General features: G+C 62.9%; 22 protein-coding genes. 9 read left to right on the top strand and 13 right to left on the bottom strand.

The window, feature by feature from the left end; translation table 11 throughout:
• Positions 1–119: 119 nt before the first annotated feature.
• Entirely contained in the window at positions 120–1,151 is a 1,032-nt protein-coding gene (locus ACEPP2_RS15540; RefSeq protein ID WP_395517116.1) for a hypothetical protein, read from the top strand.
• Here ACEPP2_RS15540 and ACEPP2_RS15535 read toward each other — a convergent pair.
• A complete protein-coding gene (locus ACEPP2_RS15535; RefSeq protein ID WP_281977373.1) occupies positions 1,148–2,683 on the bottom strand; it encodes a sensor histidine kinase in 1,536 nt (511 codons plus the stop codon). The genes ACEPP2_RS15540 and ACEPP2_RS15535 overlap by 4 nt on opposite strands.
• A 121-nt stretch (positions 2,684–2,804) precedes the next feature.
• Between ACEPP2_RS15535 and ACEPP2_RS15530 the strand changes: the two genes are divergently transcribed.
• The 3 genes from ACEPP2_RS15530 to ACEPP2_RS15520 all read left to right on the top strand — a co-directional run bounded on the left by ACEPP2_RS15530 (position 2,805) and on the right by ACEPP2_RS15520 (position 4,573).
• The gene (locus tag ACEPP2_RS15530; protein ID WP_395517115.1) at positions 2,805–3,371 is read left to right on the top strand and encodes a thermonuclease family protein; all 567 of its coding nucleotides are present in this window, start codon (positions 2,805–2,807) and stop codon (positions 3,369–3,371) included.
• Entirely contained in the window at positions 3,353–4,021 is a 669-nt protein-coding gene (locus ACEPP2_RS15525) for a uracil-DNA glycosylase family protein (protein WP_395517197.1), read from the top strand. Before ACEPP2_RS15530 ends, ACEPP2_RS15525 begins: the two co-directional genes overlap by 19 nt.
• Before the next feature lie 66 nt (positions 4,022–4,087).
• A complete protein-coding gene (locus ACEPP2_RS15520) occupies positions 4,088–4,573 on the top strand; it encodes an Lrp/AsnC family transcriptional regulator (protein WP_052638297.1) in 486 nt (161 codons plus the stop codon).
• Between the two features lie 2 nt (positions 4,574–4,575).
• Here ACEPP2_RS15520 and ACEPP2_RS15515 read toward each other — a convergent pair whose 3' ends face one another.
• The 5 genes from ACEPP2_RS15515 to ACEPP2_RS15495 all read right to left on the bottom strand — a co-directional run bounded on the left by ACEPP2_RS15515 (position 4,576) and on the right by ACEPP2_RS15495 (position 7,997).
• Positions 4,576–5,265: a DNA alkylation repair protein gene (locus tag ACEPP2_RS15515; RefSeq protein ID WP_395517114.1), complete on the bottom strand. Its 690-nt coding sequence runs from the start codon at positions 5,263–5,265 to the stop codon at positions 4,576–4,578.
• Positions 5,262–6,131, bottom strand: coding sequence for an NAD(P)-dependent oxidoreductase (locus tag ACEPP2_RS15510; protein WP_395517113.1), 870 nt, complete (start codon positions 6,129–6,131; stop codon positions 5,262–5,264). Before ACEPP2_RS15510 ends, ACEPP2_RS15515 begins: the two co-directional genes overlap by 4 nt.
• 61 nt (positions 6,132–6,192) lie before the next feature.
• Positions 6,193–6,603, bottom strand: coding sequence for a CopD family protein (locus ACEPP2_RS15505; RefSeq protein ID WP_395517112.1), 411 nt, complete (start codon positions 6,601–6,603; stop codon positions 6,193–6,195).
• Between the two features lie 2 nt (positions 6,604–6,605).
• Positions 6,606–7,166, bottom strand: coding sequence for a DinB family protein (locus tag ACEPP2_RS15500; RefSeq protein ID WP_395517111.1), 561 nt, complete (start codon positions 7,164–7,166; stop codon positions 6,606–6,608).
• A gap of 21 nt (positions 7,167–7,187) precedes the next feature.
• Positions 7,188–7,997: a methyltransferase gene (locus tag ACEPP2_RS15495; protein WP_395517110.1), complete on the bottom strand. Its 810-nt coding sequence runs from the start codon at positions 7,995–7,997 to the stop codon at positions 7,188–7,190.
• Positions 7,998–8,129: 132 nt separating this feature from the next.
• Here ACEPP2_RS15495 and ACEPP2_RS15490 point away from each other — a divergent pair, with 132 nt between their 5' ends.
• Entirely contained in the window at positions 8,130–8,852 is a 723-nt protein-coding gene (locus ACEPP2_RS15490; RefSeq protein ID WP_395517109.1) for a DUF2270 domain-containing protein, read from the top strand.
• 10 nt (positions 8,853–8,862) lie between these two features.
• On the opposite strand, the gene ACEPP2_RS15485 is transcribed toward ACEPP2_RS15490, so the two are convergent.
• The 4 genes from ACEPP2_RS15485 to ACEPP2_RS15470 form a co-directional block, all read right to left on the bottom strand.
• Positions 8,863–9,129, bottom strand: a complete 267-nt coding sequence (locus ACEPP2_RS15485; RefSeq protein WP_395517108.1) for an usg protein — start codon at positions 9,127–9,129, stop codon at positions 8,863–8,865.
• 118 nt (positions 9,130–9,247) lie between these two features.
• Positions 9,248–10,078 carry an ABC transporter permease gene (locus ACEPP2_RS15480; RefSeq protein WP_077546050.1) on the bottom strand — a complete coding sequence of 277 codons (831 nt, stop codon included), beginning with the start codon at positions 10,076–10,078 and terminating at the stop codon, positions 9,248–9,250.
• Complete coding sequence (locus tag ACEPP2_RS15475) at positions 10,075–10,857, bottom strand: ABC transporter permease (RefSeq protein WP_395517107.1); 783 nt, start codon at positions 10,855–10,857, stop codon at positions 10,075–10,077. The genes ACEPP2_RS15480 and ACEPP2_RS15475 overlap by 4 nt, the downstream gene beginning before the upstream one ends.
• Positions 10,858–10,964: 107 nt before the next feature.
• Positions 10,965–11,735 (bottom strand): ABC transporter substrate-binding protein, encoded by a 771-nt coding sequence (locus ACEPP2_RS15470; RefSeq protein WP_395517106.1) that lies wholly within the window; start codon positions 11,733–11,735, stop codon positions 10,965–10,967.
• A 324-nt stretch (positions 11,736–12,059) separates the two neighbouring features.
• Between ACEPP2_RS15470 and ACEPP2_RS15465 the strand changes: the two genes are divergently transcribed.
• Together ACEPP2_RS15465 and ACEPP2_RS15460 are read left to right on the top strand one after the other, a co-directional pair.
• Positions 12,060–14,126 carry an OmpA family protein gene (locus ACEPP2_RS15465; protein ID WP_395517105.1) on the top strand — a complete coding sequence of 689 codons (2,067 nt, stop codon included), beginning with the start codon at positions 12,060–12,062 and terminating at the stop codon, positions 14,124–14,126.
• Positions 14,127–14,263: 137 nt separating this feature from the next.
• Positions 14,264–14,668 carry a GFA family protein gene (locus ACEPP2_RS15460; protein WP_077546103.1) on the top strand — a complete coding sequence of 135 codons (405 nt, stop codon included), beginning with the start codon at positions 14,264–14,266 and terminating at the stop codon, positions 14,666–14,668.
• Here ACEPP2_RS15460 and ACEPP2_RS15455 read toward each other — a convergent pair.
• On the bottom strand, positions 14,644–16,596 hold the full coding sequence (locus ACEPP2_RS15455; RefSeq protein WP_395517104.1) for an LTA synthase family protein: 1,953 nt from the start codon (positions 16,594–16,596) through the stop codon (positions 14,644–14,646). The genes ACEPP2_RS15460 and ACEPP2_RS15455 overlap by 25 nt on opposite strands.
• Before the next feature lie 155 nt (positions 16,597–16,751).
• Here ACEPP2_RS15455 and ACEPP2_RS15450 point away from each other — a divergent pair, with 155 nt between their 5' ends.
• On the top strand, positions 16,752–18,431 hold the full coding sequence (locus tag ACEPP2_RS15450; protein ID WP_395517103.1) for an NAD+ synthase: 1,680 nt from the start codon (positions 16,752–16,754) through the stop codon (positions 18,429–18,431).
• Complete coding sequence (locus tag ACEPP2_RS15445; protein ID WP_395517102.1) at positions 18,432–19,274, top strand: TolB family protein; 843 nt, start codon at positions 18,432–18,434, stop codon at positions 19,272–19,274.
• A 10-nt stretch (positions 19,275–19,284) separates the two neighbouring features.
• On the opposite strand, the gene ACEPP2_RS15440 is transcribed toward ACEPP2_RS15445, so the two are convergent.
• Both ACEPP2_RS15440 and ACEPP2_RS15435 read right to left on the bottom strand, forming a co-directional pair.
• On the bottom strand, positions 19,285–19,962 hold the full coding sequence (locus tag ACEPP2_RS15440) for a hypothetical protein (RefSeq protein ID WP_395517101.1): 678 nt from the start codon (positions 19,960–19,962) through the stop codon (positions 19,285–19,287).
• A gap of 74 nt (positions 19,963–20,036) precedes the next feature.
• Positions 20,037–22,340 (bottom strand): NADP-dependent malic enzyme, encoded by a 2,304-nt coding sequence (locus tag ACEPP2_RS15435; protein WP_395517100.1) that lies wholly within the window; start codon positions 22,338–22,340, stop codon positions 20,037–20,039.
• Positions 22,341–22,503 lie beyond the last annotated feature (163 nt).

Below are 22,503 nucleotides of genomic sequence, written 5' to 3'. Positions count from 1 at the left end.
CATATCACCGCGTTCTTCAGGAGGTTGACCGCAGAGGGGCGGCCTATTCTGGCGTGCACATTGACACGCGCGCTCTTTTAGGTTGTGGTGGTGTGTGGCCGCAACTGGAGGGGCACGGCATGCGGGAACTATTTCACGATCTATCGGTCTACAGCCGCGAAACACGGCAGCGCGAGCAGCGTGCCCAGATCCTTGCGATGATCGGGCTTTTGGGAGCAGCTTTTACGGGACTGTTCCTGGTCCTGTCTCAATTGACTGGCCAAGTGTTGGCATCCATCGGGGTGGGTGGCCTCATTCTCATGGCGGCGGCTGCCGCCGGAGCGGGACTGGGTTTTCTCTTCTCAGTGCCGAGGGTACTCTCAGTAGGCACAACCGGAGTGGGCTCCAGATCCAGTGTTCCCAGTCGATTGATGGGTTCCAACACCAACCTAGAACGCATCTCGGAATGGCTCACGACGATGATCGTGGGTGTGGGCTTGAGCCAACTGACCTCGATCGGCGAGGGGATGCGGTCGTTCACCAGTTTTCTCAAAGCACAGGGACCGTCAGCGACCATAGCCATGGCAGGACCCTTCATCCTCGTTGTCGGTTTCGTGTCGGGGTTCATCTTCCTCTACCTGTACACCCGTCTGCAGCTTTCTCCGCTCTTCCTCCATGTCGAGAAGCTGATGAGTTACGTGGGCGACGAGGAAAATTCGGAAGACAGCGGTGAGATCAAGCGTATCGCCGAGCGACTTGCCACAAAGCGGAGAAGCTCACATCTGCGCGCGATCGCCGATAGCGAAAGACTAACCTTCGAACAGACAATGCAGGTGTTGTCGGCCCTCCTCTATGAAGAGAATGGCTACCGGGAGGTCGTGGCGGTCGGTCGAAAGCTCAAGGACACGCATGCCTCTGAGATGGCGAGCTACTGGTTCATCATGGCGGCGGCCCATGGGCAATGGTTTTCGGCCATCAAGGAGACGGGCTCCGAGGAGGAGAAAGACGAGATACGCCAGGCCGTCCTCGATGCAAGCAGACGGGCTGTGGCCCGGGATCCGCAATATAAGCGTTATCTTGCAGAACTTACGCGGGAGCGTGCCAAGGACAATGACCTCAAGGACTTTGCTGGCGACAAGGAGTTCCTGCGGATTATCCGCAGTGGGGGCTAGGCGAAGCTTTTTCGCCGTCGCTCCACCGGAGCGGTGTCCTCCACCGCCGGCAGGCTCTGCAGGATACGGGTGGCCGGGAGGATGGCGATGGCCTCCGTTCCCTCGCGCAGCTTCGAGCGCAACACGAATTGGCCGTCGTGCTTGGCAAGGATCGCCTGGACGATCGGCAGGCCGAGGCCAGTTCCCTGCTCGGCGCTCTTGATGGCGATGGAGCCCTGCCCGAAGGCGGAGAGGACGACTGGGATTTCCTCCTCGGGTATGCCGGGACCATTGTCCTTGACCGCAACATACTGCCCGCCGCCCGCCGTCCAGCCCACCTTCACTGTGATCTCGCCACCCTGCGTGGTGAACTTCACCGCATTGGACAAAAGGTTGAGGACGACCTGGCGGATGGCCTTCTCGTCCGCCCATATCTGCGGCAGCGTGGGCTCGAACTGCTCGTGGATGACGATGCTCTTCGTGCTGGCCCGCAGCTGCACCATGCCGATGCAGTCCTCGGCGATGTCGAGCAGCGAGAGCGCTTCCTCGTTGAGTTCGTAGCGACCCGCCTCGATGCGCGAGAGGTCGAGGATTTCGTTGATCAGGTTGAGGAGATGTTCGCCCGACCGGTGGATGTCGGCGGCATATTCGCGGTAGGTCGGATTGGAGAGGGGGCCCAGAAGTTCGGAATTCATCACCTCGGAAAAGCCGAGAATCGCGTTGAGCGGCGTGCGCAACTCGTGTGACATGGTGGCGAGGAAGCGGGACTTGGCCAGATTGGCGTCCTCGGCGCGGCGGCGGGCTTCGTCCGACATCGACTTGGCCACTTCCAGCTCGGCGATCAGGTCGTCCTTCTCCGACTGGTAGGACATCAGGGTCAGGTTCGAGCGATATTGCCGCTGGGAGATGTAGTGGAAGAAGACGACGGCGATCGCCGCCATGGCCGTCATGCCGATGTCCAGCGGATGGCGCGACAGGAACGCGGTGACCAGCAGGGTTCCCACCAGCGGCAGAAAGCCGAACAGGACGCCCTGGCGGAGCATGACGCTGTTCATCGCGCTGATCGAGATGGCGACGAGAAGGGCCATCCCCTGGTAGAAGTAGTAGCCGTCGCCGGAGCAGCTCGCGCAATCCTGCAAGGCGAACACCGCCCAGCCGACGCCGATGAGGATCTGGCCGATCAGCAGACGGCGATGCCATTTTGCGGTATCGGCCGCGGTGATCTCGATCCGGCTCGCGCGCCGCGCAATCAGGATGTTGATGGCATGGACGCTGAGCGCCAGCAGCGCCCAGCCGAAGAGGTTGGCGGTCGGGTTGATGTAGAGCCCGACGGCGGTCACGATGGCGACGAAGAAGGGTGTGACCAGCGCGCCTTGCAGGACCGTATTGACGTGCATGGCGAGCACGTCGCGGTCGAAGGCGGACGCATTGCGCCCCGTCGACTGTAAACGTTCACGGGTCGCGCGGACGGTCTTTGACACCGCCTTGTTGCGGTGGCTGCGAGACAGGTCGACGATGTTCTTGTCCGCCGAGGCGCTTGCGCCGTTACTCATGACCACTGGATAGATGTCCCCGATGGTTGAGACCCTAGGCGGGAAACCTTAAGAAGATACTGCCGGGCAAGGTTTTGTTTGCCATTTTCCTGAAGGGTCTGTTGTTGATTGGGGCGGGATCGTGACGCGGATTTACCGGAAGCTGAGGGATGCCGGGCTTCTGCTCGCGCTGGTATTCCTGGGCGCACTTGTCGCCGCGCGGCTGGAAGACAGCTCGGCCGTCTCGATCGGAGGCCCATTCGTCGCGATAGATGGCGATACATTGGCCGTTGGCGCCGAGCGCTTGCGCCTGCACGGGCTCGATGCACCGGAGGTCCGGCAGACCTGCACGGATCGCCGGGGCAGAGACTGGCGCTGCGGCGAGGAGGCAAGGGCTGCCCTCGAGCGCCTTACTTCTGCCGCCTCCGTCATGTGCAGCGGGTCCGAGCGTGACCGCTATGATCGGCTTCTGGTGGCCTGCCGCGACGGCGAGCTTGATATCAACGCCCGCATGGTGGCTCTGGGCCTGGCGGTGGCGTCCGGCAACTACGCTTCCGAGGAAGCGCAGGCGCAGGAAAAGGGCGAGGGCGTCTGGGCCGGAGAGTTCGAGCGCCCGCGCGACTGGCGGGTACGACATGGGGTGATGGATGATCCGAGCGCGGCAGAGGGTATCCTCGCATGGCTGAAGGGATGGCTGGGGCTGAACTGACGGAGCAGTTGGCCGCTTCCGGGCAGGGTGACGGCCTTGACAGCCTGCGGGCCGCCATCCGCATCTGCCGGCTCTGCCGTGATGCGCCAGCCCGAGGCCCTCAACATTGCCTGCCGCATGAGCCTCGACCGGTCGCGGTTCTCTCTCGGACAGCGCGCATCCTGATCGCCGGTCAGGCGCCCGGTCTGAGGGTTCATGAAAGCGGCCTTCCCTTCAACGATGCATCGGGGGACCGTTTGCGGTCCTGGCTCGGGGTCGGCAGGGAGGAGTTCTACGACCCGGATCGCTTCGCGATCGTGCCCATGGGTTTCTGCTTTCCGGGATATGATGACAAAGGAAGCGACCTGCCGCCGCGCCGCGAATGCGCGCCGCTGTGGCGGCAGCCGGTAATGGACGCAATGCCCCAGATCGAACTGATCCTGACGATCGGCCAGTACGCCCAGGCCTGGCACCTGGGAGCGAGGCGGAAGAAGGACATGACGGAAACGGTCCGCGATTGGCGGGAATATTACTTTGTGAACCAGGCACCGCGCATCCTGCCGCTCCCGCATCCGAGCTGGCGCAATACCGGCTGGCTGAGGCGTAATCCATGGTTTGAGGCCGATGTCCTGCCGGTATTGAAGCAGGATGTGGATAGACTGATACGTTAAAACAAATTACGCCTGTTCGTGCTAAAAGGACCCATGCAGGAGAAAAGCATTTCGAAGGACCGTGTAATGGACCGCCTTGACCGCAAAATCCTCCGTATCCTTCAGGAAGACTCGACGCTCGCCGTCGCGGATCTTGCCAAGAAGGTGGGCCTGTCCACCACGCCATGCTGGCGCCGCATCCAGCGGATGGAGGAGGAGGGCGTGATCCGCCGCCGCGTGGCGCTGCTCGATCCCGTCAAGGTCAACACGAAAGTCACCGTCTTCGTCTCGATCCGCACGGCGAGCCATTCGATCGAGTGGCTGAAGCGCTTCTCGGAAGTCGTCGTGGATTTTCCCGAGGTCGTCGAGTTCTACCGCATGAGCGGCGACGTCGACTATCTGCTGCGCGTGGTAGTGCCGGATATCGCCGCCTATGACGCCTTCTACAAGCGCCTGATCGCCCGCATCGAAATCCGTGACGTGTCCTCCGCCTTTGCGATGGAGCAGATCAAGTACACGACCGAACTGCCGCTCGACTACATGATCCTCGATCAGAAGTCAGGCGACGACTGATCCTATTTCAGGCGGGCGAGGATCTTCTCGCTCGTCAACTCCCGCACCGCATCCTTGCCGATCCAGCGAGCGGTCCTGTCGTTGCCGGCGGAGAGCTTTTCCGCCACGGCGAGTGCCGGAGCATGACAGGCGCGGTTGCGCTTGCCGATATTGCGCAGGGCCCAGTTCACGGCCTTCTTGACGAAGTTGCGCGGGTCTGTCGCGTATGCCTCGATCAGCGGCAGATAGGCGAGCAGAGTGTCGTCCGGCTCCTGCTTGTTATGTACGGTCGCGCCAGCGATCATCGCGAAGGCGGTCCGACGTACATATTCGCGACTGTCCGCGGCGAACTCGGGAATCAGTTCCCGCCAGAACGTCGTCTGCGTGAAGAGGTCGGCCGCAGTGTCGACGATTTCCCAGGAATTGAAGTCGGCTGCCCAGGCCCATGCGTCTTCCTTCGTCAGCCGGGCAGGGTCGGCGGTGAGGATTGCAGCCATTCGGGCGTCGCGCAGACCAGTCCGCCAGAGCTCGAGAGCACGTTCGTGGTTTCGTTTCACCTGCCGGCCGACTGTCTGCATCTGCGGGGTCGTGATCCCGAGCGCTGTCGAGGTGTCGATCCCGTAGCGGGCCATGCCGGCAATATTGGCCTCGTTGCGCAGCGATTTCAGATGCGCAACGATCTCCTCGGCGGATGAGGATGGCGTGAGGGTCATTTTTCCAGACGCGCGAGAAGCGACGACGTGTCCCAGCGGTTTCCGCCCATGGACTGGACGTCGCCGTAGAACTGGTCGACGAGGGCGGTGACCGGTAGCTTGGCGCCGTTGCGACGCGCTTCCGCGAGGACGATGCCGAGGTCCTTGCGCATCCAGTCGACGGCAAAACCGAAGTCGTACTTGCCCTGATTCATTGTCTTGTGCCGGTTCTCCATCTGCCAGGAGCCCGCCGCGCCCTTGGAGATGACGTCGACGACCTTCTCGATGTCCAGGCCGGCCTTCTTGCCGAAGTGGATCCCCTCCGCAAGACCCTGGACGAGCCCGGCAATGCAGATCTGGTTGATCATCTTGGTGAGCTGGCCGGCCCCGACCGGCCCCATCAGTCCGACCATTCGGGCATAGGCCTCAATCACCGGCTTGGCACGATCGAAGACGGCCTGGTCGCCGCCACACATGACCGTGAGGACGCCATTCTCCGCGCCTGCCTGGCCGCCGGAGACGGGGGCGTCGATGAAGTCGACGCCCTTGGCCTTGGCAGAATCGGCAAGCTCGCGGGCGACTTCGGCGCTGGCAGTGGTGTTATCGATCAGAATGGCGCCAGCCTTCATGCCGGCAATGGCGCCGGTATCTCCGAGCGTGACGGAGCGAAGGTCATCATCATTGCCGACGCAGGTGAAGACGAAGTCGGCATCCTTGGCGGCTTCGGCGGGGGTGGCGGCCGAGCGTCCACCATGTTTCTTCGCCCATTCCTCGGCCTTGGCAGCGGTGCGGTTGTAGACAGTGACGTCGTGGCCGCCCTTTTCCTTGAGATGCCCGGCCATCGGGAAACCCATTACGCCCAGACCGATGAATGCCACCTTCGCCATGTCGTCCTCCTCAACTGGTTGATCCTTGAGACGTAGCGGAAACCCCGCAGAGCCTCAATGGCTAGAACGGCTTGACGACGGCCAGAAGCACGATCGCGACGACGGACACGAGCACGATCGGCATCCCCACCCGCACGAAGGCAGGGGGATCGAGATGCGGATCGGCTTCCATACGCCGCAGCCAGGCCGCCTGCATGCCGTGCAGTGCCGACAGCATCACGACGATGAGGAACTTGAAGCCGAACCAGCCTGTCGCGTACCAGCCGTACCAGATGGCCATGATGATGCCGAAGAGCCATGCACCGCCCTCGGCAACCGTCGTGATCCTGCGGTCGAACGGGCGGACGGCGGCGATGACGCCGGTCCGGATCGTCGGCGGTACCATGGCGATGACGAAGGCGTTGACCAGCATCCCGCCGACCCAGACGATGTCGGAGATGATATGGAGTGACTTGAGGACGAAATAGAGCATGGTCAATTCCAGATGAGGTCTTCGGTGAAGCCGAGTTCGGCAAAATCCTGCCGGCGCAATGCCTGTTCGGCCGGATCGGCGGGAAAGAATTCGTCGAGCTGGGGCGGCCGGACCGAAGTGCCCGACAGCATGGCATGCACCTGGCCCCGGTGATGGATCTGGTGCTGGAAGAGGTGCAGCAGGATGCGGTCCGTCCGCTCTACCTGGACATGGCTTTCCCGCGGAATAAGCACCTCGGCTGCGAGCGTATCGCGGTCGAGCTGGCGGCAGTGGTCAATCAGCCTGCGATCGGCGGCCCGCTGCTCGCGTTCGAGGTCGAGGATGCGGGGGAAGGGAATCTCCGGATCGAAGGCGGCGGCCCCAACACACTGGCCTTCCAGCGCGCTGATGTAGAGCCAGTCGACCGTGAGAATGTGGTTGAGCGTGTGGATGATGGAGGGAAAGAAGCCCGTCCGCGGTGCGGCGAGTTCCTCCGGTGACAGCATCCGGCAGGCGTTCAACAGCCGGTGATTGGCCCAGGCATTGTTGTAGGCCTGGGCGAGAAGGTAGCGCTGTGGCGTCATGGGGTCCTCCCGGCGGAGACCCTATCCTCTGAGCCTGGCGATGACCAGATGGCCCGGGCTGGGTTGTCCGTCCTGCATCCGGACATTGATCTCGGTAATCTCGACGAGATCGAATCCGGTTTCGGCCAGACGTGTCCGGATATACGCCTCGGAATGCAGGAAGCGCTGGTGCGGGCCGACGATGTAGCTTCGCCCGTCAGACGCCGGGAGGGTTTCTGACGAGAAGATGAAGATGCCGCCGGGCACCATGTTTTCGGCAGCGCCGAAGAAAAGCGGCTCGAGCGCGCCCAGATAGGGCAGGACATCGGTCGCGGTGATCAGGTCGAAGGGCTCGTCGTCATTGTCTTCGAGAAAATCCTCCACCTCGGCGACATAGAGCGTTTCGTAGAGATCCTTCTCGTGGGCGATCTCGACCATGTTCTCCGAGATGTCGATGCCGGTAATATCGTCCACCATGTCGCGCAGCGTTCCGCCGGTCAGGCCAGTGCCGCAGCCGAGGTCGAGCATGTGCTTGAAGGGGCCGAGGTTGAGTTCCTGGAGGCGCTGGCGAACAAGGACAGGGACCGCATAGCCGAGCTGCTCAACGAGAATCTCCTCGAAGCTTTCGGCATGTTGGTCGAAGAGCGTCTCCACGTAGGCGTCGGGAGCCTTCGGCGGAGCCTCGCCGCGGCCGAGTGCGGCAATGCGTACGGCGGCCCCGCCGTGGTCTTCCGGATCAATGGCAAGAACCTCCTGGTAGGCGGCGACGGCCGCTTCGACGTCGCCGGCCTTTTCCAGCGCAAGGGCCCGGTTATAGGCTTCGGCCAGCGCTTCCTCGTCGATCTTCTTCATCGGCTTTCTCCGTCGTTGCCGCCCGCTTTAGGCGTGATGGGCCCCTTTGGCAATCGCTGCGGAACGCAGACCGCAGCAGGATCGTTCATTCCTTCGGAACGGCTCGCAGGTGGCGCGAGCGGGAGAAGGACGATGGCAGTCAATCCGGTCCAGACGGCCCTGGAGGAGAACATAGAGCGGCGAGCGCCTTCGCTGCCGATCACCTCGGCTGAGAAGGCCAACATGATCATCCACTACTATCGCGGCGAGATGGGGCGGATGACGAGCTGGCGCGACCGTATCGACCGGACGACGAACTGGGCGATCACCGTCGTGGCCGCGCTGCTGTCGGTATCGCTGTCGACGCCGACCGCCCACCATGGCGTCGTTCTCTTCGGCATGCTGCTGGTATCGCTTCTGCTGCTGATCGAAGCGCGGCGTTACCGGTTCTTCGACGTCTACCGGGCGCGGGTGAGAAAGCTGGAGCGGCACTATTTTGCCCAGGCGCTCTTTCCGCAGGCGGACCTCAAACCGGATTGGGCGGAGGCGATCGCAAAAAGCCTGCGGACACCATGCTTTCTGGTCAGCTACCGAGACGCGCTCTTTCGTCGGATCAGGCGAAACTACTGCTGGATGTACCTGATCCTGCTCCTGGCCTGGATGCTGAAGATCTCCACGCCGAAGCTGCTTCCGGACGAGACGGAGACCGATGTGGTCTTCTCATGGCGAGATGCGGTGGCGAACGCGGCGTTCGGCCCGTTTCCCGGCTGGAGCGTCATCGCCGTCGTTGGCTGCTTCTATGCCTTCGTCTTCTACGCATCGCTTCACCATGCCTCCGACGACGGCGAGCTCGCCCACGGCGAAGTGCATGTCTGAGCGCGCAGCCCTAATGCAGGATGAACTCGCCCTGGTGCGCGCGCCATTCGCTGGCCGAAATCATCTTCCGATGGACGTAACGCACCGAGTGCAGCGGGCCATCCAGCTTTTCCTCCCAGAATTTCAGAAAGCCCTTCATCTCCGGGAAGTCGGGCGCAAGGTCGTAGTTCTGCCAGACGTAGCTCTGCAGGAGGGTAGGATGATCGGGCATGCGATAGAAGATCTGGGCGGTCGTCAGGCCGTAGCCCTTCAGCATCATTTCCATTTCCGCGTTCATGTTCGTTCCCGCTCTTGGTTGACGACGCAGTAGCGTCATCCACAGGGGAACATGGTGCGGTTAACGAAGTCTTTAGGGGTGCGTCGCTAGAAGCTTTGCCCCCGCAAGTTCCGGAAAGCTATCGCTTTAGGTGACGGGTGAGGCGGGCCTCCAGCCAGGCCCATATGTGCCGGAGCGTCTCGACGATGGCGAGATAGAAGATCGCCGCCCAGAGATAGGTCTGGTAGTCGAACGTCCGCGAGAAGGCGTAGCGGGTCTCTCCCATCAGGTCGTAGACCGTCACGATGGCGACGACGGCCGAGCCCTTGATCAGCAGGATGATCTCGTTCCCGTAGGGTCGAAGCGCGACGATCAGCGCCTGCGGCAGGATGATCTTGCGGAGCGCCACACTCTTCGAAAGCCCGAGTGCCGCCGCTCCTTCATGCTGACCGCGGGGTACGCTCTCGATTGCGCCGCGCAGGATTTCCGCCTGGTAGGCAGCGGTGTTGAGAGTGAGCGACAGGAGCCCGCAATACCAGGCCTCGCGGAAGAACCACCAGAGGCCGACGGCTTCCAGTTGCGGCCGGAAGCTGCCGAGGCCGTAGTAGATGAGGAAGAGTTGGGCCAGCAGCGGGGTGCCGCGGAAGACATAGACATAGGAATAGGCGATGGCGCCGATGACGCGATTGTTCGACATCCGCGCAAAGGCGAGCGGCAGAGAGAGGATGGCGCCGAGAATAACCGCCTGGCCGACCAGCGTTACCGTCGTCCAGAGACCGGAAAGATAACGTGGGCCGTAGCGGAGGAACTTCGCCTCGTCCCAGCCCGTCACCACCAGTGCCAGCATGGCGAGGGCGAGGGCGGCCCAGAGAGCGAGGATCACGAGGGCAAGAATGCGCGTCGCCGTAAGAGGCTTGCGGGGGGCTGGCGGCGCCGGGCGCGCGGCAATGAGCTCCTGGGCGTAGGTCATCGGCGAACCTCGCCGCGGCGGGACCAGCGCTCGATGAAGCTGAGGCCAAAGGAGGAGATGATCGCCAGCGCGAGATAGAGCAGGCAAGCCAGGAAATAGAAGAAGAAGGCCTCCTTGCTGACCCGGGCTGCAACACTGGTCTGGCGGACGATATCCGACAGGCCGATGATCGAGACATAGGCGGTGTCCTTCAGGAGGATCATCCAGAGATTGCCGAGGCCCGGCAGGGCGATGCGGATGAGCTGCGGAAGGATCACCAGCACCATCGTCCTCGACCGGTGCAGGCCGAGCGCGTCCCCCGCCTCATACTGCCCCCTCGGGATGGCGCGGAATGCCGAGAGAAGCACTTCCGACGCGTAGGAGGAAAACACCACGGCCAGCGCGATCATGCCGGCAAGGAAGGCGTTGATCTCGATGCGCTGCTCGATGCCCATCCAGCCGAGGATGGACTGGATCAGCAATTGCAGGCCGTAATAGACGATGAAGAGTGTCAGCAGTTCGGGGAGGCCGCGGAAGATCGTCGTGTATATGCCGACTGCGGCGCGCAGCAACTTGTCTTCGGACTGCGCCGCGAGCGCGATCAGGAAGCCGAGCAGGAGTCCAATGGGAAGCGTGGCGATCGCGAGAGTGACCGTCACCTTGACGCCGAAGGCGATCTCGTCGCCCCAGCCAATTGCTCCGCAACTGACAAGGCCGTCGCCAGCCAAGAGCGTGAAGATGCCGACCGGCCCGCAGAGCGGATCCAGCGCCGTGGCGAGGGCGGAGAGCCATCCGCTCATAAACTGCTTTCCCCTTGCGGCTTGGCCGCTTGTTATCGTTGCTCTGTTAAAAAAGAAAATCGGCGGAAGGGCAACCCATCCGCCGATCTTTACGGTTGGAGAATGCCTCAGTCGCCGTAGACGTCGAAATCGAAGTACTTGTCGTTGATTTCCTTGTACTTGCCGTTCTCGCGGATGGCGGCGATGGCTGCGGTGAACTTGTCGGCCAGCGGATCGCCCTTGCGGACGGCGATGCCGGCGCCTTCTCCGTTGATCTCGACGTCAGGGGTCAGCGGCGTCAGGATCTTGCAGCAGGCGCCGTCCTCGGACTTCACCCATTCCGAGAGCACGACCACGTCGTCGATCACCGCATCAATCCGTCCGTTCTGGATGTCGAGCTTGTACTCGTCAGCCGTCGGATAGAGCTTCAGGTCGGAGTCCGGCATGTGCTTTTCGGCGTAGTTCGCATGGGTGGTCGAAGTCTGGGCGCCGAGCGTCTTGCCCTTGAGGCCTTCCAGATCGGTGATGTCGGTGTCCTTCGGTACCGCGATCGCGGGCCCGGTGTTGTAGTACTTCTTTGAGAAGTCGACCTGCTGGAGCCTCTCCGGCGTGATCGACATCGAGGCGATGATGGCGTCGAACTTCTTGGCCTGCAGCGCCGGGATCATGCCGTCCCAGTCATTGGTCACGAGTTCGCACTCCGCCTTCATTTCCTCACACAGAGCCTTGGCGATGTCGATATCGAAGCCGGTCAGTGTTCCGTCGGTCTCAAGGCTGTTGAAGGGCGGATAGGCTCCCTCGGACGCGATGACGATCTTTTCCTGGGCCGAGGCAGAACCGGCGACAAGGGCGAATGCTGCAATCGACGCGGCAGCAAGAAAATGTGGTGCGATACGCATGATGATCCTCTCTGTTGGCGGCCGGCGCGGTTGTTGGATTGCTCTTATCCGCACCAGAAGCGGAGTTCTCACTCCGGCTGCAGATTTTTAGATACCGGCTGCACGGGAATTGCAACGGCATTTTACGTGCAGGTCCATCGTCCAGACGGTTAGGCGAAGCTTGGTGCGCGCCGGATGGCCATTCACCGGAGGTTCAGCCCCGTGAGGGCAAGCTTCAGGGAACAAAACGCGTGACGTCTCGTTGAGCGCCCGCACCATTGCGTACGACGTCCGGCATAAGGACGCGTGAAGAAGGGACGACAATCCCAAGTCGAGGAGAATTCGATGTCCATCAAATCCAGACTGTTCGCCAGCGTTGCAGCGCCGCTTGTGTCGCTGCCGCTGATGATTCAGCCGGCCGGTGCCGTGATGCTGAAAGCGCCTCTGAGCGCTGAGGCGGAAGGCGACGTCATCAAGGTTCAACAGAGGCTGATCCTGCCCGACGGAACCCCGGCACCGGAAGAGGAACAGCCTCAGGAGGAGGCGCCTGCCGAGGAAGCTCCAGCAGAGGAGCCACCTGCAGAGCCCGCGCCGGAACCTGCGCCGGAGGCACAACAGGAAGCACCGGCTGAAGTGCAGCCGGAACCAGAACCGGAACCAGAACCAGAGCCCGAAGTAGCCCCTGAACCGGAACCCGAGCCAGCACCTGAACCGGCACCAGAGCCCGAAGCTCCTGCAGAGCCGGAAGCCGAGGCTCCCGAAGCTACGCCTGCACCGGAACCGGAGGCACCGGCTGCTGAGGAAGCACCGGCTGCTGTGACAGCGCCGCAGCCCGAAGAGCAGCCAGCCGAGGAAGCTCCGGCGGAAGAAAGCGCGCCGGCTACGAGCGAAAGCCCTGCGGCGGAAGAGGCGCCTGCTGAGCCGGCTCCGAGTGCGGAAGAGGCGCCTGCCACGGACGCCGCTCCGACGGAAGAAGCTCCAGCGGAGGCGCCGTCTGCTGAAGAGGCTCCAGCCGAAGAACAGCCAGCCGACGCCACCGCACCGAGCGCTGAGACACCTGCGACCGGCGAAGCGCCTGCGTCAGCCGAGGAGGGTACGACCGATGCCGATGCGGCAGCAGCTCCGACCGCTGACCCGGCTGCCCAGACTACCGAGCCTGCGGTCGCAACGACGCCTGAGCAGGTCGAGCGCGCCCAGCAACTGGCCGAGGATCCGTCCGCGGCTGAAGAGGGCGAGACCGTAGTGCTGCCGGTTGAGAATGGTGCTGCCATCCTCGACAGCCAGAAGGAAACCACAACCACCACCACGACGACGACCACGACGACGGAGGCTCCGGCTGCCGACGCGCAGGCCCCGGTACAGGCGCAGTCGACGGAGCCGGTTGCCGCTCCGACTTCCGACGCTGAGGCGCAGGCACCGCTGCAGCAGCGCGGCACGGTGGAGATGCGTGCGATCACCTCCGTTGAGGGCGAACGGATCGAGAGCGCACCGGAATATCGTCGGATTGATGGCTGGACCTATCGCGATGGAGACGGTCGGCGCGACCGGGACCGTCGCGATCGCCGCGACCGTGACGACGACGATCTGCGCGTAATCATCTCGATCGACAACCGCACCATCGTTCGCAGCGATGACTCCCGCCGCTTCTATCGGGACGGAGGCGAAGTCTACTACGAGCGCCTGCCCGGCGAGCGCTATCGTGAAGTGGTAGAACGTCCCGGCGGCGTACAGGTGGTGACGATCCGCAACAGCTATGGCGTCGTCGTCCAGCGTTCGCGCATCATCGATGGCGAGGAATACGTGCTCTACTACGCTCCCGAACTCTATGAGGAAGAGGAGTATGTGTGGCGCGATCCCGGCCGGGAACTGCCGCCGATGCGCCTGACTGTGCCGGTCAGCGAATACATCATCGACACCTCCAGCGATCCGGACCGGGACTATTACGAGTTCCTGGAGCTGCCACCGGTAGAGCGCGTCGAGCGCGTCTATTCGATCGACGAGGTTCGCTACTCCGCCCGTATCCGCGACAAGGCCCGCCGGATCGACCTCGACACGATCAAGTTTGCTACGGGTAGCGCCGAAATCCCGATGAACCAGGCGACGTCGCTCCGCAAGGTCGCCGATGCGATGAAGAAGATCCTCGACGACAACCCGGCCGAGACCTTCCTCATCGAGGGACACACGGATGCAGTCGGGTCGGATGAAAGCAATCTCATCCTGTCCGATGAGCGTGCCGACTCGGTCGCCGTGGTCCTTACGGATGCATTCGGCATCCCGCCGGAGAACCTGACCACGCAGGGCTATGGCGAACGCTACCTGAAGATCAGGACCGAGGCTGCCGAGCAGGAGAACCGCCGCGTCACGATCCGCCGGATCACGCCGCTGGTGAAGCCGGTCGCGTCCAACCAGTAAGCGTACAGTGACTCGAATTGAAAAGCCGCCGGAGCGATCCGGCGGCATTTTCGCGTCTCGCTGATGCTTACCGTCAACGGAATGCGTTTGAGAACGGGATGGCCGTCATCTACTCCTTCAACGCAGGGAGGAAGAATATGATGGTGAAGAACAGTGGACGCTGCCTGTGCGGGACGGTGTCATTCGTGACAACAGGACCGCTGGAGGACGTGACCGCATGTCACTGCTCGCAATGTAGACGCCAGACCGGCCTCTACTACGCGGCCACCAGGCTGAGGGTTACCAACATCAGGATCGACGGAGAAGACGGCGTGCGGTGGTATCGCGCAAGCAACCAGGCTCGGCGTGGGTTTTGCGCGACCTGCGGCTCGGCATTGTTCTGGCAAGAGGATGATGCTGACGATATCTCTGTTCTCGCCGGCGCCTTCGACCAGCCGAGCAGCCTGACCATGGGCTGCCACATCTTCTGTGATGACAAGGCCGATTTCTATGACCTGCCGGATGACAGCCTTCCGCGCTATCCCGGCAGCCGGGGCGACTGAGGCAGGGCGGCCACGGGCTCGCCCGTCTCCGCTTCTTCGCCTTGAAGGCCGGGGAAGAAGCGTTCGCGCGAGAATTGGTCGCCGAAGATCATGTCGTGTTGCAGCAGCCGGTATTCCTGGAGGGGAGGCGGTGCTGCCTTCCGTCCATCCTGCCAGCCGGGGTGAGCCGAACCCTCGGCATCCACCAGCATGTAGCGGTCGATCACCGAGTAGTGCGCGGCGATCTTTCCGAGGAAGCCGGTGTAGAAGGGATCGCTCAGACCGGCGGACGTTACGATCTGGTGGGGGAGAAGCGCGGGACTGATCGTCCCGAGGTCTTTTCTCGGCCCCGTCTTCGACGACCAGACGATCAGCGGCGTCTCGTGTTCCTTGAGCATGACCGGCAGAGGCGCGCGTCGGGCGGCGACGGCATCCTGCATATAGCCGCTTTCGACGAAGGCTTTCCCGAGCGGCGGAAGATGATCGCCGAAAAGGACGATGATGGTCTCGCGTGGCCGCGTCTTCGCCCACTCCATCAGCCGTGTCAGGCTTGAATCCGCTTCCCGGACACCCTCGGCAAAAGTGCCCACCTGCTGCGTCGCTGCGGCCGAGAGGGTGCTGGCAAGTTCGACATTTTCGGAAGGATAGCGTGTCGCTTCATAGGGGCCGTGTCCCTGAAGGGTGACGGCAAACAGGAAGAGCGGCCCGACGCTTTCGTCACCGATACGCATGATCTGGTCGATCAGGGCTTCGTCGGACGCGAAGCGGCCGCGCTTTTCCAGCTCCGGAAGCGCGTCCTGCGCCAGGAAACGATCGAAGCCGAGATGCCGGTAGACATTCTCACGATTCCAGAACCAGCCCTCGAAGGGGTGAAGGGCGACCGCTTCGTAGCCCTTGTCGCGGAAGAACCTCGCAAGCGACGGAAGCGGGCGGCGGATATATTGCTGGTAGGGGATGCTGCCATAGGGGAGGAAGGCGTTCGAGAAGCCCGTCAGTGCCTCGAACTCGACATTGGCAGTCATCCCGCCAAATTCCGGGGAGAAGACATTGCCGGCCTGATTTTGGCGAATGGTCGGCATCGGATCGGCCATGAACTCTACCCCCGGCATCCTCGTCGGATCCCAGAGCGATTCGCTCATGACCACGATGACGTCCGCAGGCTGGCTCCGGCCTGCCACCGGGGAGGCGGGAATGACGTCCCGGTCAACCTCCACCTGTGCGATCGCCGCTGCGTCATATCCTTTCGGAGCCGAAACCTTCGACATGGGCGCATTGAAGGCAAATGCCACGAGGAAGCCGTTATGCCTGTAGTTTGCAGCCTGGTCCCACATCATCGGCCGGATCTTCAGCCGGTCGCGCAGCCAGGAATGGTCGGTATATTCCATCATGGGCGTAAAGCCGACGAGGAACGGCAGAGAGAAGACCAGGCGAAACAGGCGCGCGCGGGAGGAGAGCTTCGGAAAGCGGTTCCAGGCGAAGAAGCCGCAGTAAACAACGAGTGCCAGCACCAGCACTGTCACGAGGCCTAGCGTAACTGCCATCAACGGCTGGGCACTCGCCATGACCGGCAGGAGTTCCTTGATCTGGCGGGCAAAAAGGAGGTCGGACGGATAGAGCGGATCGGAAAGATATTGCTGCTTTTCGCCGGAGAGGAAGGCGAGCGCGAGTGCGGCGGGAGCAATGAGAAGCATGGAACGAAAGGCGCGACCCATCAGCACGTCGAGGCCCAGCGCGATCATGAAGATGCCGGAAACTGTCGTCAGCCCAGGCATCGAAGAAAGGAACTGCGGAATCCTGTGAAGGGGTCGCCCGGCCAGCGATTCGACTCCTGCCACAAGCGCGACAGACAGCATCAGGAGAAGGAGAATGATCGCGCCATGATGAACCGCGGGCGAGACGCGGCCAATATCTTTCTTCGGCAGATCTCCATGCTCGGCGGCTTCGGCCACAGTCGTACTCCATGCTTCGTCTTGTCATGAAGCCGTCACATAACTGTCATGAACGGGAGGTGAACCCGTTGAAGACGACAAGGTTGCATGGGGTCTGCCAACGATCGGCGGGCGTCGCCGTTGCTCGCTTTCCAAGGCTGCGGTAGATCTCGCACATGACCCAGAAAAATCCCCAAGCTCGCGCCCTGCGTATCGCCATCGCCCAGATCAACCCGACCGTGGGAGACGTGGCCCAGAACCTTGCAAAGGCACGCGAGGCAAGGGCCGAAGCCGCGCGCGAGGGCGCCGACCTCGTGATTTTCACCGAGCTCTTCATCTCCGGCTACCCGCCGGAAGACCTGGTGTTGAAGCCCGCCTTCCTCAAAGCCTGCCTTCAGGCGGTCGAGGCGCTGGCTGCGGACACGGCCGATGGCGGACCCGGCGTTGTCATGGGTTTCCCGCGGCAGGGAGAGCGCGGGCGACATAATTCTATCGCGGTGCTGGACGAGGGCAGGGTTCTCGCCGTTCGCGACAAGGTCGACCTGCCGAACTATGGCGAGTTCGACGAGAAGCGGGTATTCGTGGCCGGAGAGATGCCGGGTCCGGTGAACTTCCGCGGCATCCGCCTCGGCATTCCGATCTGCGAGGATATCTGGGGCGATCTCGGTGTCTGCGAGACGCTTGCCGAGAGCGGGGCCGAGATCCTGCTGTCACCGAACGGTTCGCCCTACTATCGCGGCAAGGTGGACGTTCGCCACCAGGTGGTGCTGAAGCAGGTGATCGAGACCGGGCTGCCGATGATCTACGCCAACCAGCTGGGCGGCCAGGACGAACTCGTCTTCGACGGTGCGAGCTTCGGGTTCAATGCCGACCGGACGCTGGCATTCCAGATGAGCCAGTTCGAAGCTGCGATCACCGTCACCGACTGGCGCGGCGGGCCGGATGGCTGGCGCTGTACGAACGGTCCGATGGCACGCCTGCCGGAAAAGGAGGAAGCGGACTATCGCGCCTGCGTCCTCGGCTTCCGGGACTATGTCAACAAGAACGGTTTCAAGTCCGTGGTACTCGGCCTTTCTGGCGGCATCGATTCTGCCGTCTGCGCGGCGATTGCCGTCGATGCGCTGGGCGAGGAGCGGGTGCGCTGCGTCATGCTGCCCTATCGCTACACATCCGACGAGTCGCTGAAGGATGCCGCCGACTGCGCCAAGGCGCTCGGGACGCGCTATGACATCGTGCCGATCGCCGAGCCGGTCGAGGGCTTCCTGTCGTCGCTCGCGGAACTCTTCGAGGGAACGGACGAGGGGATCACCGAGGAGAACCTCCAGAGCCGGACCCGCGGCACGATCCTCATGGCAATCTCCAACAAGTTCGGCTCCATGGTGGTGACGACCGGCAACAAATCGGAAATGTCGGTCGGTTATGCGACGCTTTACGGCGACATGAACGGTGGCTTCAACCCGATCAAGGACCTCTACAAGATGCAGGTCTATGCGATCGCCGACTGGCGCAACAAGCACATGCCGCCGAACGTGCTCGGGCCAACGGGTATCGTCATCCCGCAGAACATGATCGCCAAGGCACCGTCAGCGGAATTGCGGCCCAATCAGACCGACCAGGATTCCCTGCCACCCTATCCGGTGCTCGACGATATCCTGGAATGCCTGGTGGAGCAGGAAATGTCGGTGGAGGAGATCGTCGGGCGCGGCCATGATCTGGCGACCGTGCACCGGGTGGAGCACCTGCTCTACCTGGCGGAATACAAGCGGCGGCAATCGGCGCCCGGCGTGAAGATCACGAAGAAGAACTTCGGCCGTGACCGGCGCTACCCGATCACCAACCGTTTCCGGGACCGGTAGATGCTTCGCAGCTCCATCGAGACGTTTGACCTCGCTGCCGGCCAGAGCCGTGTGGTCTGGCAGACGGAGGCGCTGTTCGAAGCGCCGAACTGGTCGCCCTGCGGGCGCTACCTGCTGTTCAACAGCGAGGGACTGATCTACAGGCTGCCGATCGATGGCAACCTGCGCCCGGAACTGATCGACACGGGCTTCGCCCGACAGTGCAACAACGATCACGGCATCTCCCCGGACGGTTCGTTGATCGCAATCTCTGACAAGGCCGAGTTCGGACAGTCGGCTATCTACGTGCTCCCGGCTGCCGGGGGCGAGCCGCGGCTGGTGACACGAAACCTTCCCTCCTACTGGCATGGCTGGTCGCCTGACGGACGGAGATTCGCCTATTGCGGGATCAGGGACGACCTCTTCGACATCTACACGATCGACATGGAAGGCGGGGAAGAGTGCCGGCTGACCTTCGGCGAAGGGCGCAATGACGGGCCAGACTATTCGCTGGATGGTCGCTGGATCTACTTCAACTCCAGCCGCAGCGGCCTGATGCAAATCTGGCGGGTGCCGGCTGAGGGAGGCGCGGCCGAGAGGATCACCGAGAGCGCCTATGGCGACTGGTTTCCGCATCCGTCACCGGACGGTGACAGGATCATTTTCCTCTCCTACGATCCGGAGGTTTTCGACCATCCGCGGGACAAGCCGGTACGGATCCGGATGATGGATGCCGATGGCGGCAATGTCGAAACCCTGTTCGAGCTCTTTGGCGGACAGGGGACGATGAACTCCCCCAACTGGTCGCCGGATGGCAGTGCCTTCGCCTATGTCCGCTATTTTCCCGTCAACACGTCAGCCTGAGTGGCCCGCGTCATTGCCTCGGCTGGGCCCCGTCCTTTGCGGGATTGGCGAGGTCGATCCGATCGTCGTCGGGAAGAAACACCGGGCCTACCGTTCGCACCGGCTTCGACGCGTCATAGGGCCGCTCGGGGGGCGGGGGCGCCGCGATCGCCTCGGCGGCCGGCGAGGGAGTGCGTCCGGCGTCGGGGGACAGGGTCGTGATGCTGGAATAGGGTCTGACTTCTCCCTCGTCCCGGATGGAAGGGGCAGGGTCAACGGCAACGGGGACCGGCTCCGGGACTGCGTCAGCCTGACAGCGGTTTTCCTGCAGCGCTGCGAGGATGGCGTTACGCTCTCCGCTTGGGCGCAGGATGCGTTGAGCCGCCGCGCGCTGTGCGGCGATGGCGTCCCGCGCCGTTTCCATCTCCCGCAGAGCGCCTGCCAGGTCGACGCAGAGGTCGTTCTGCCGGCCGAACGTAACGATGCTGCCACCGCAGCGCGCGCGCCGCATTTCCGTCCGCAAGTGACGGATTTCGTCATCATGATAGCGCAGCGCCTCAGCGTGCCGACGAACCTCCGCCGTGCTTCCGATCACTTGCGGCAGCGTCGCAAGCCGCCTCTGCAGCGTCCGGCAGATATCCGGCGTCTCGGCCGTCGCCGTCAGCGGAACGAACAGCAGTGCGGCTGTGATGGTAAGGCGAAGGAACATGCCTCCTCCTGTCGAAGCGATCTCTCCCGGCAATCATCCACGTCGCCGGTTGAGATTGTCATAACAGGGGCCCGTCAGCCCTGCGACGCTTCGACCACCGCCAGCGCAGCCATGTTGACGACGCCGCGCGAGGTGACGGATGTCGAAAGGATATGCGCGGGCAGGGCGGCGCCGAGGAGGATGGGGCCGACATGCAGCGCATCCATCATGGTCCTGACGATCCCGAGCGAGATGTTGGCCGCATCGAGATTCGGGAAAACGAGGAGATTGGCTTCACCGGTGAGGGTGCTGTCCGGCATGGCGCGCTTGCGCAGCGGCTCCGACAGCGCCGATCCTCCCTGCATCTCGCCATCCACTTCCAGTTCCGGCGCCTGCTCACGAAGGAGAGCCAGGGCCTCTCGCATCTTCGCCGCACTTTCGGAATGGCGTGAGCCGAAATTGGAATGGCTGATCAGCGCCGCTTTCGGCGTAATCCCGAAGCGGCGGATTTCCTGCGCAGCCAGGATCGTCATTTCGGCGATCTCCGCGGCGGACGGATTGTAGGTGACGAAGGTGTCGGTGAAGAAGATCGCGCCGCGCTGGGAGATCAGCAGGCTCATGCCCGAGAAGGCATGAACGCCCGTGCGTTTGCCGATGATCTGGTTGACGTCACGCAGGTGCTTGTCGAAGCGACCTTCGACACCGCAGATGAGCGCGTCAGCCTCGCCACGACGAACGGCAAGGGCACCGATCACGGTCGTGTTGGTGCGGACGACGGTACGGGCAGCTTCCGGATTGACCCCCGCGCGGCCCACGAGAGAGAAGTAGTCGTCGACATAGTCGCGGTAGCGCGGATCGTCTTCCGGATTAACGACCTCGAAATCGACGTTCGGACGGATGCGGATGCCGAAGCGTTTCAGGCGCGCCTCGATGACGCTCGGGCGACCGATCAGGATCGGCCGCGCCGTCCGATCCTCCAGCAGAACCTGCGCGGCCCGCAGCACGCGCTCGTCCTCGCCCTCGGCGAAGATGACGCGGTTCTTCTCGGCGCTCTTTGCGGCGCTGAAGATCGGCTTCATGACGAAACCGGAGCGCCACACGAAGCGGTTCAGCTGGTCGAGATAGGCGTCGAAGTCCTGGATCGGCCGCGAGGCCACGCCCGTTTCCGCCGCGGCCTTCGCGACGGCCGGCGCGATGCGCAGGATGAGACGCGGGTCGAAGGGCGAGGGGATGAGATAGTCGGGGCCGAAGACGGGGGTCTCGCCGCTATAGGCGCGGGCCGCGACGTCCGAGACTTCCTCGCGCGCCAGCGCGGCAATGGCCTGCACGGCGGCCATCTTCATCTCCTCGTTGATGGTGCGGGCGCCGCAGTCGAGCGCTCCCCTGAAAATATAGGGGAAGCAGATGACGTTGTTCACCTGGTTCGGGAAATCCGAGCGCCCTGTGCAGATCATCGCATCAGGACGTGCTTCCCGTGCGAGCTGCGGCATGATCTCCGGGGTCGGGTTGGCGAGTGCCATGATGAGCGGCTTGTCGGCCATCTTGGCCAAGAGCTCCGGCTTCAGGACGCCGGCGGCGGAGAGGCCGAGGAACACGTCGGCACCTTCGATGCTTTCGTGAAGACTACGCTTATCGCTCTCCTGGCAATAGATCGCCTTCCACTGGTCCATCAGCGTCTCGCGGCCGAGATAGACGAGGCCTTCGATGTCGTGGACCCAGATGTTTTCCTTGCGGGCGCCGAGCGAGACGAGCAGGTTGAGGCAGGCGAGGGCGGCCGCGCCGGCACCGGAGGCGACGATCTTCACCTCAGCGATGTTCTTGCCGGCAAGTTCCAGGCCGTTCAGGATGGCCGCGGCGACGATGATCGCCGTGCCATGCTGGTCATCGTGGAAGACCGGGATGTTCATCTTCTCGCGAAGCTGGCGTTCGACCTCGAAACACTCCGGCGACTTGATGTCCTCGAGGTTGATGCCGCCGAAGGTCGGCTCGAGCGCCGAGATGGTCGAGACCATGCGGTCGATCTCGTTGGCATCGATCTCGATGTCGAAGACGTCGATGCCGGCGAACTTCTTGAAGAGGACGGCCTTGCCCTCCATCACCGGCTTGGACGCCAGTGGGCCGATATTGCCGAGGCCGAGAACCGCCGTTCCGTTCGAGATGACGGCGACGAGGTTGGCTCGGGCCGTATAGTCGGCTGCGGTGTTCGGGTCGTCACGGATGGCAAGGCAGGGGGCGGCGACGCCGGGCGAATAGGCGAGCGCCAGGTCGCGCTGGTTGCCGAGCGGCTTGGTCGGCTGGATCTCAAGTTTGCCAGGGCGCGGGTAACGGTGGAAGAAGAGGGCCTGCTCGTCGAGGTCGCCTGATTTGCTCGTACCGTTCACCTTTACGTCGTCCTGCATCTCTGGCGCCTCCGGATTCGTCTTTAGTCCAATGCTTTGTGAGGCATTCCTTACAACAATCATTGCGGCGGAACAGCAGTAATTTCCGCAGGCAGGGAGGAGGGCGGGATGGCGCGGGGAGGTGTCATGTTCCTGAAACACGAGTCTGGTTTTGAGGGGCGAG

This window comes from Pseudorhizobium flavum, from assembly GCF_044142885.1.
Classification (GTDB): Bacteria; Pseudomonadota; Alphaproteobacteria; order Rhizobiales; family Rhizobiaceae; genus Neorhizobium; species Neorhizobium flavum.
Note: the sequence above shows the minus strand (reverse complement) of the source record. Positions and strands in the feature narration are given on the sequence as shown.

Excerpts from the sequence above, each read along its gene's own strand:
- ACEPP2_RS15465 (WP_395517105.1), top strand. The coding sequence starts at position 12,060 with ATGTCCATCAAATCCAGACTGTTCGCCAGCGTTGCAGCGCCGCTTGTG.
- ACEPP2_RS15480 (WP_077546050.1), bottom strand. The coding sequence starts at position 10,078 with ATGACCTACGCCCAGGAGCTCATTGCCGCGCGCCCGGCGCCGCCAGCC.
- ACEPP2_RS15485 (WP_395517108.1), bottom strand. The coding sequence starts at position 9,129 with ATGAACGCGGAAATGGAAATGATGCTGAAGGGCTACGGCCTGACGACC.
- ACEPP2_RS15470 (WP_395517106.1), bottom strand. The coding sequence starts at position 11,735 with ATGCGTATCGCACCACATTTTCTTGCTGCCGCGTCGATTGCAGCATTC.
- ACEPP2_RS15450 (WP_395517103.1), top strand. The coding sequence starts at position 16,752 with ATGACCCAGAAAAATCCCCAAGCTCGCGCCCTGCGTATCGCCATCGCC.
- ACEPP2_RS15440 (WP_395517101.1), bottom strand. The coding sequence starts at position 19,962 with ATGTTCCTTCGCCTTACCATCACAGCCGCACTGCTGTTCGTTCCGCTG.
- ACEPP2_RS15505 (WP_395517112.1), bottom strand. The coding sequence starts at position 6,603 with ATGCTCTATTTCGTCCTCAAGTCACTCCATATCATCTCCGACATCGTC.
- ACEPP2_RS15515 (WP_395517114.1), bottom strand. The coding sequence starts at position 5,265 with ATGACCCTCACGCCATCCTCATCCGCCGAGGAGATCGTTGCGCATCTG.
- ACEPP2_RS15510 (WP_395517113.1), bottom strand. The coding sequence starts at position 6,131 with ATGGCGAAGGTGGCATTCATCGGTCTGGGCGTAATGGGTTTCCCGATG.
- ACEPP2_RS15490 (WP_395517109.1), top strand. The coding sequence starts at position 8,130 with ATGGCAGTCAATCCGGTCCAGACGGCCCTGGAGGAGAACATAGAGCGG.
- ACEPP2_RS15435 (WP_395517100.1), bottom strand. The coding sequence starts at position 22,340 with ATGCAGGACGACGTAAAGGTGAACGGTACGAGCAAATCAGGCGACCTC.
- ACEPP2_RS15540 (WP_395517116.1), top strand. The coding sequence starts at position 120 with ATGCGGGAACTATTTCACGATCTATCGGTCTACAGCCGCGAAACACGG.
- ACEPP2_RS15500 (WP_395517111.1), bottom strand. The coding sequence starts at position 7,166 with ATGACGCCACAGCGCTACCTTCTCGCCCAGGCCTACAACAATGCCTGG.
- ACEPP2_RS15520 (WP_052638297.1), top strand. The coding sequence starts at position 4,088 with ATGGACCGCCTTGACCGCAAAATCCTCCGTATCCTTCAGGAAGACTCG.
- ACEPP2_RS15445 (WP_395517102.1), top strand. The coding sequence starts at position 18,432 with ATGCTTCGCAGCTCCATCGAGACGTTTGACCTCGCTGCCGGCCAGAGC.
- ACEPP2_RS15495 (WP_395517110.1), bottom strand. The coding sequence starts at position 7,997 with ATGAAGAAGATCGACGAGGAAGCGCTGGCCGAAGCCTATAACCGGGCC.
- ACEPP2_RS15475 (WP_395517107.1), bottom strand. The coding sequence starts at position 10,857 with ATGAGCGGATGGCTCTCCGCCCTCGCCACGGCGCTGGATCCGCTCTGC.
- ACEPP2_RS15525 (WP_395517197.1), top strand. The coding sequence starts at position 3,353 with ATGGCTGGGGCTGAACTGACGGAGCAGTTGGCCGCTTCCGGGCAGGGT.
- ACEPP2_RS15535 (WP_281977373.1), bottom strand. The coding sequence starts at position 2,683 with ATGAGTAACGGCGCAAGCGCCTCGGCGGACAAGAACATCGTCGACCTG.
- ACEPP2_RS15460 (WP_077546103.1), top strand. The coding sequence starts at position 14,264 with ATGATGGTGAAGAACAGTGGACGCTGCCTGTGCGGGACGGTGTCATTC.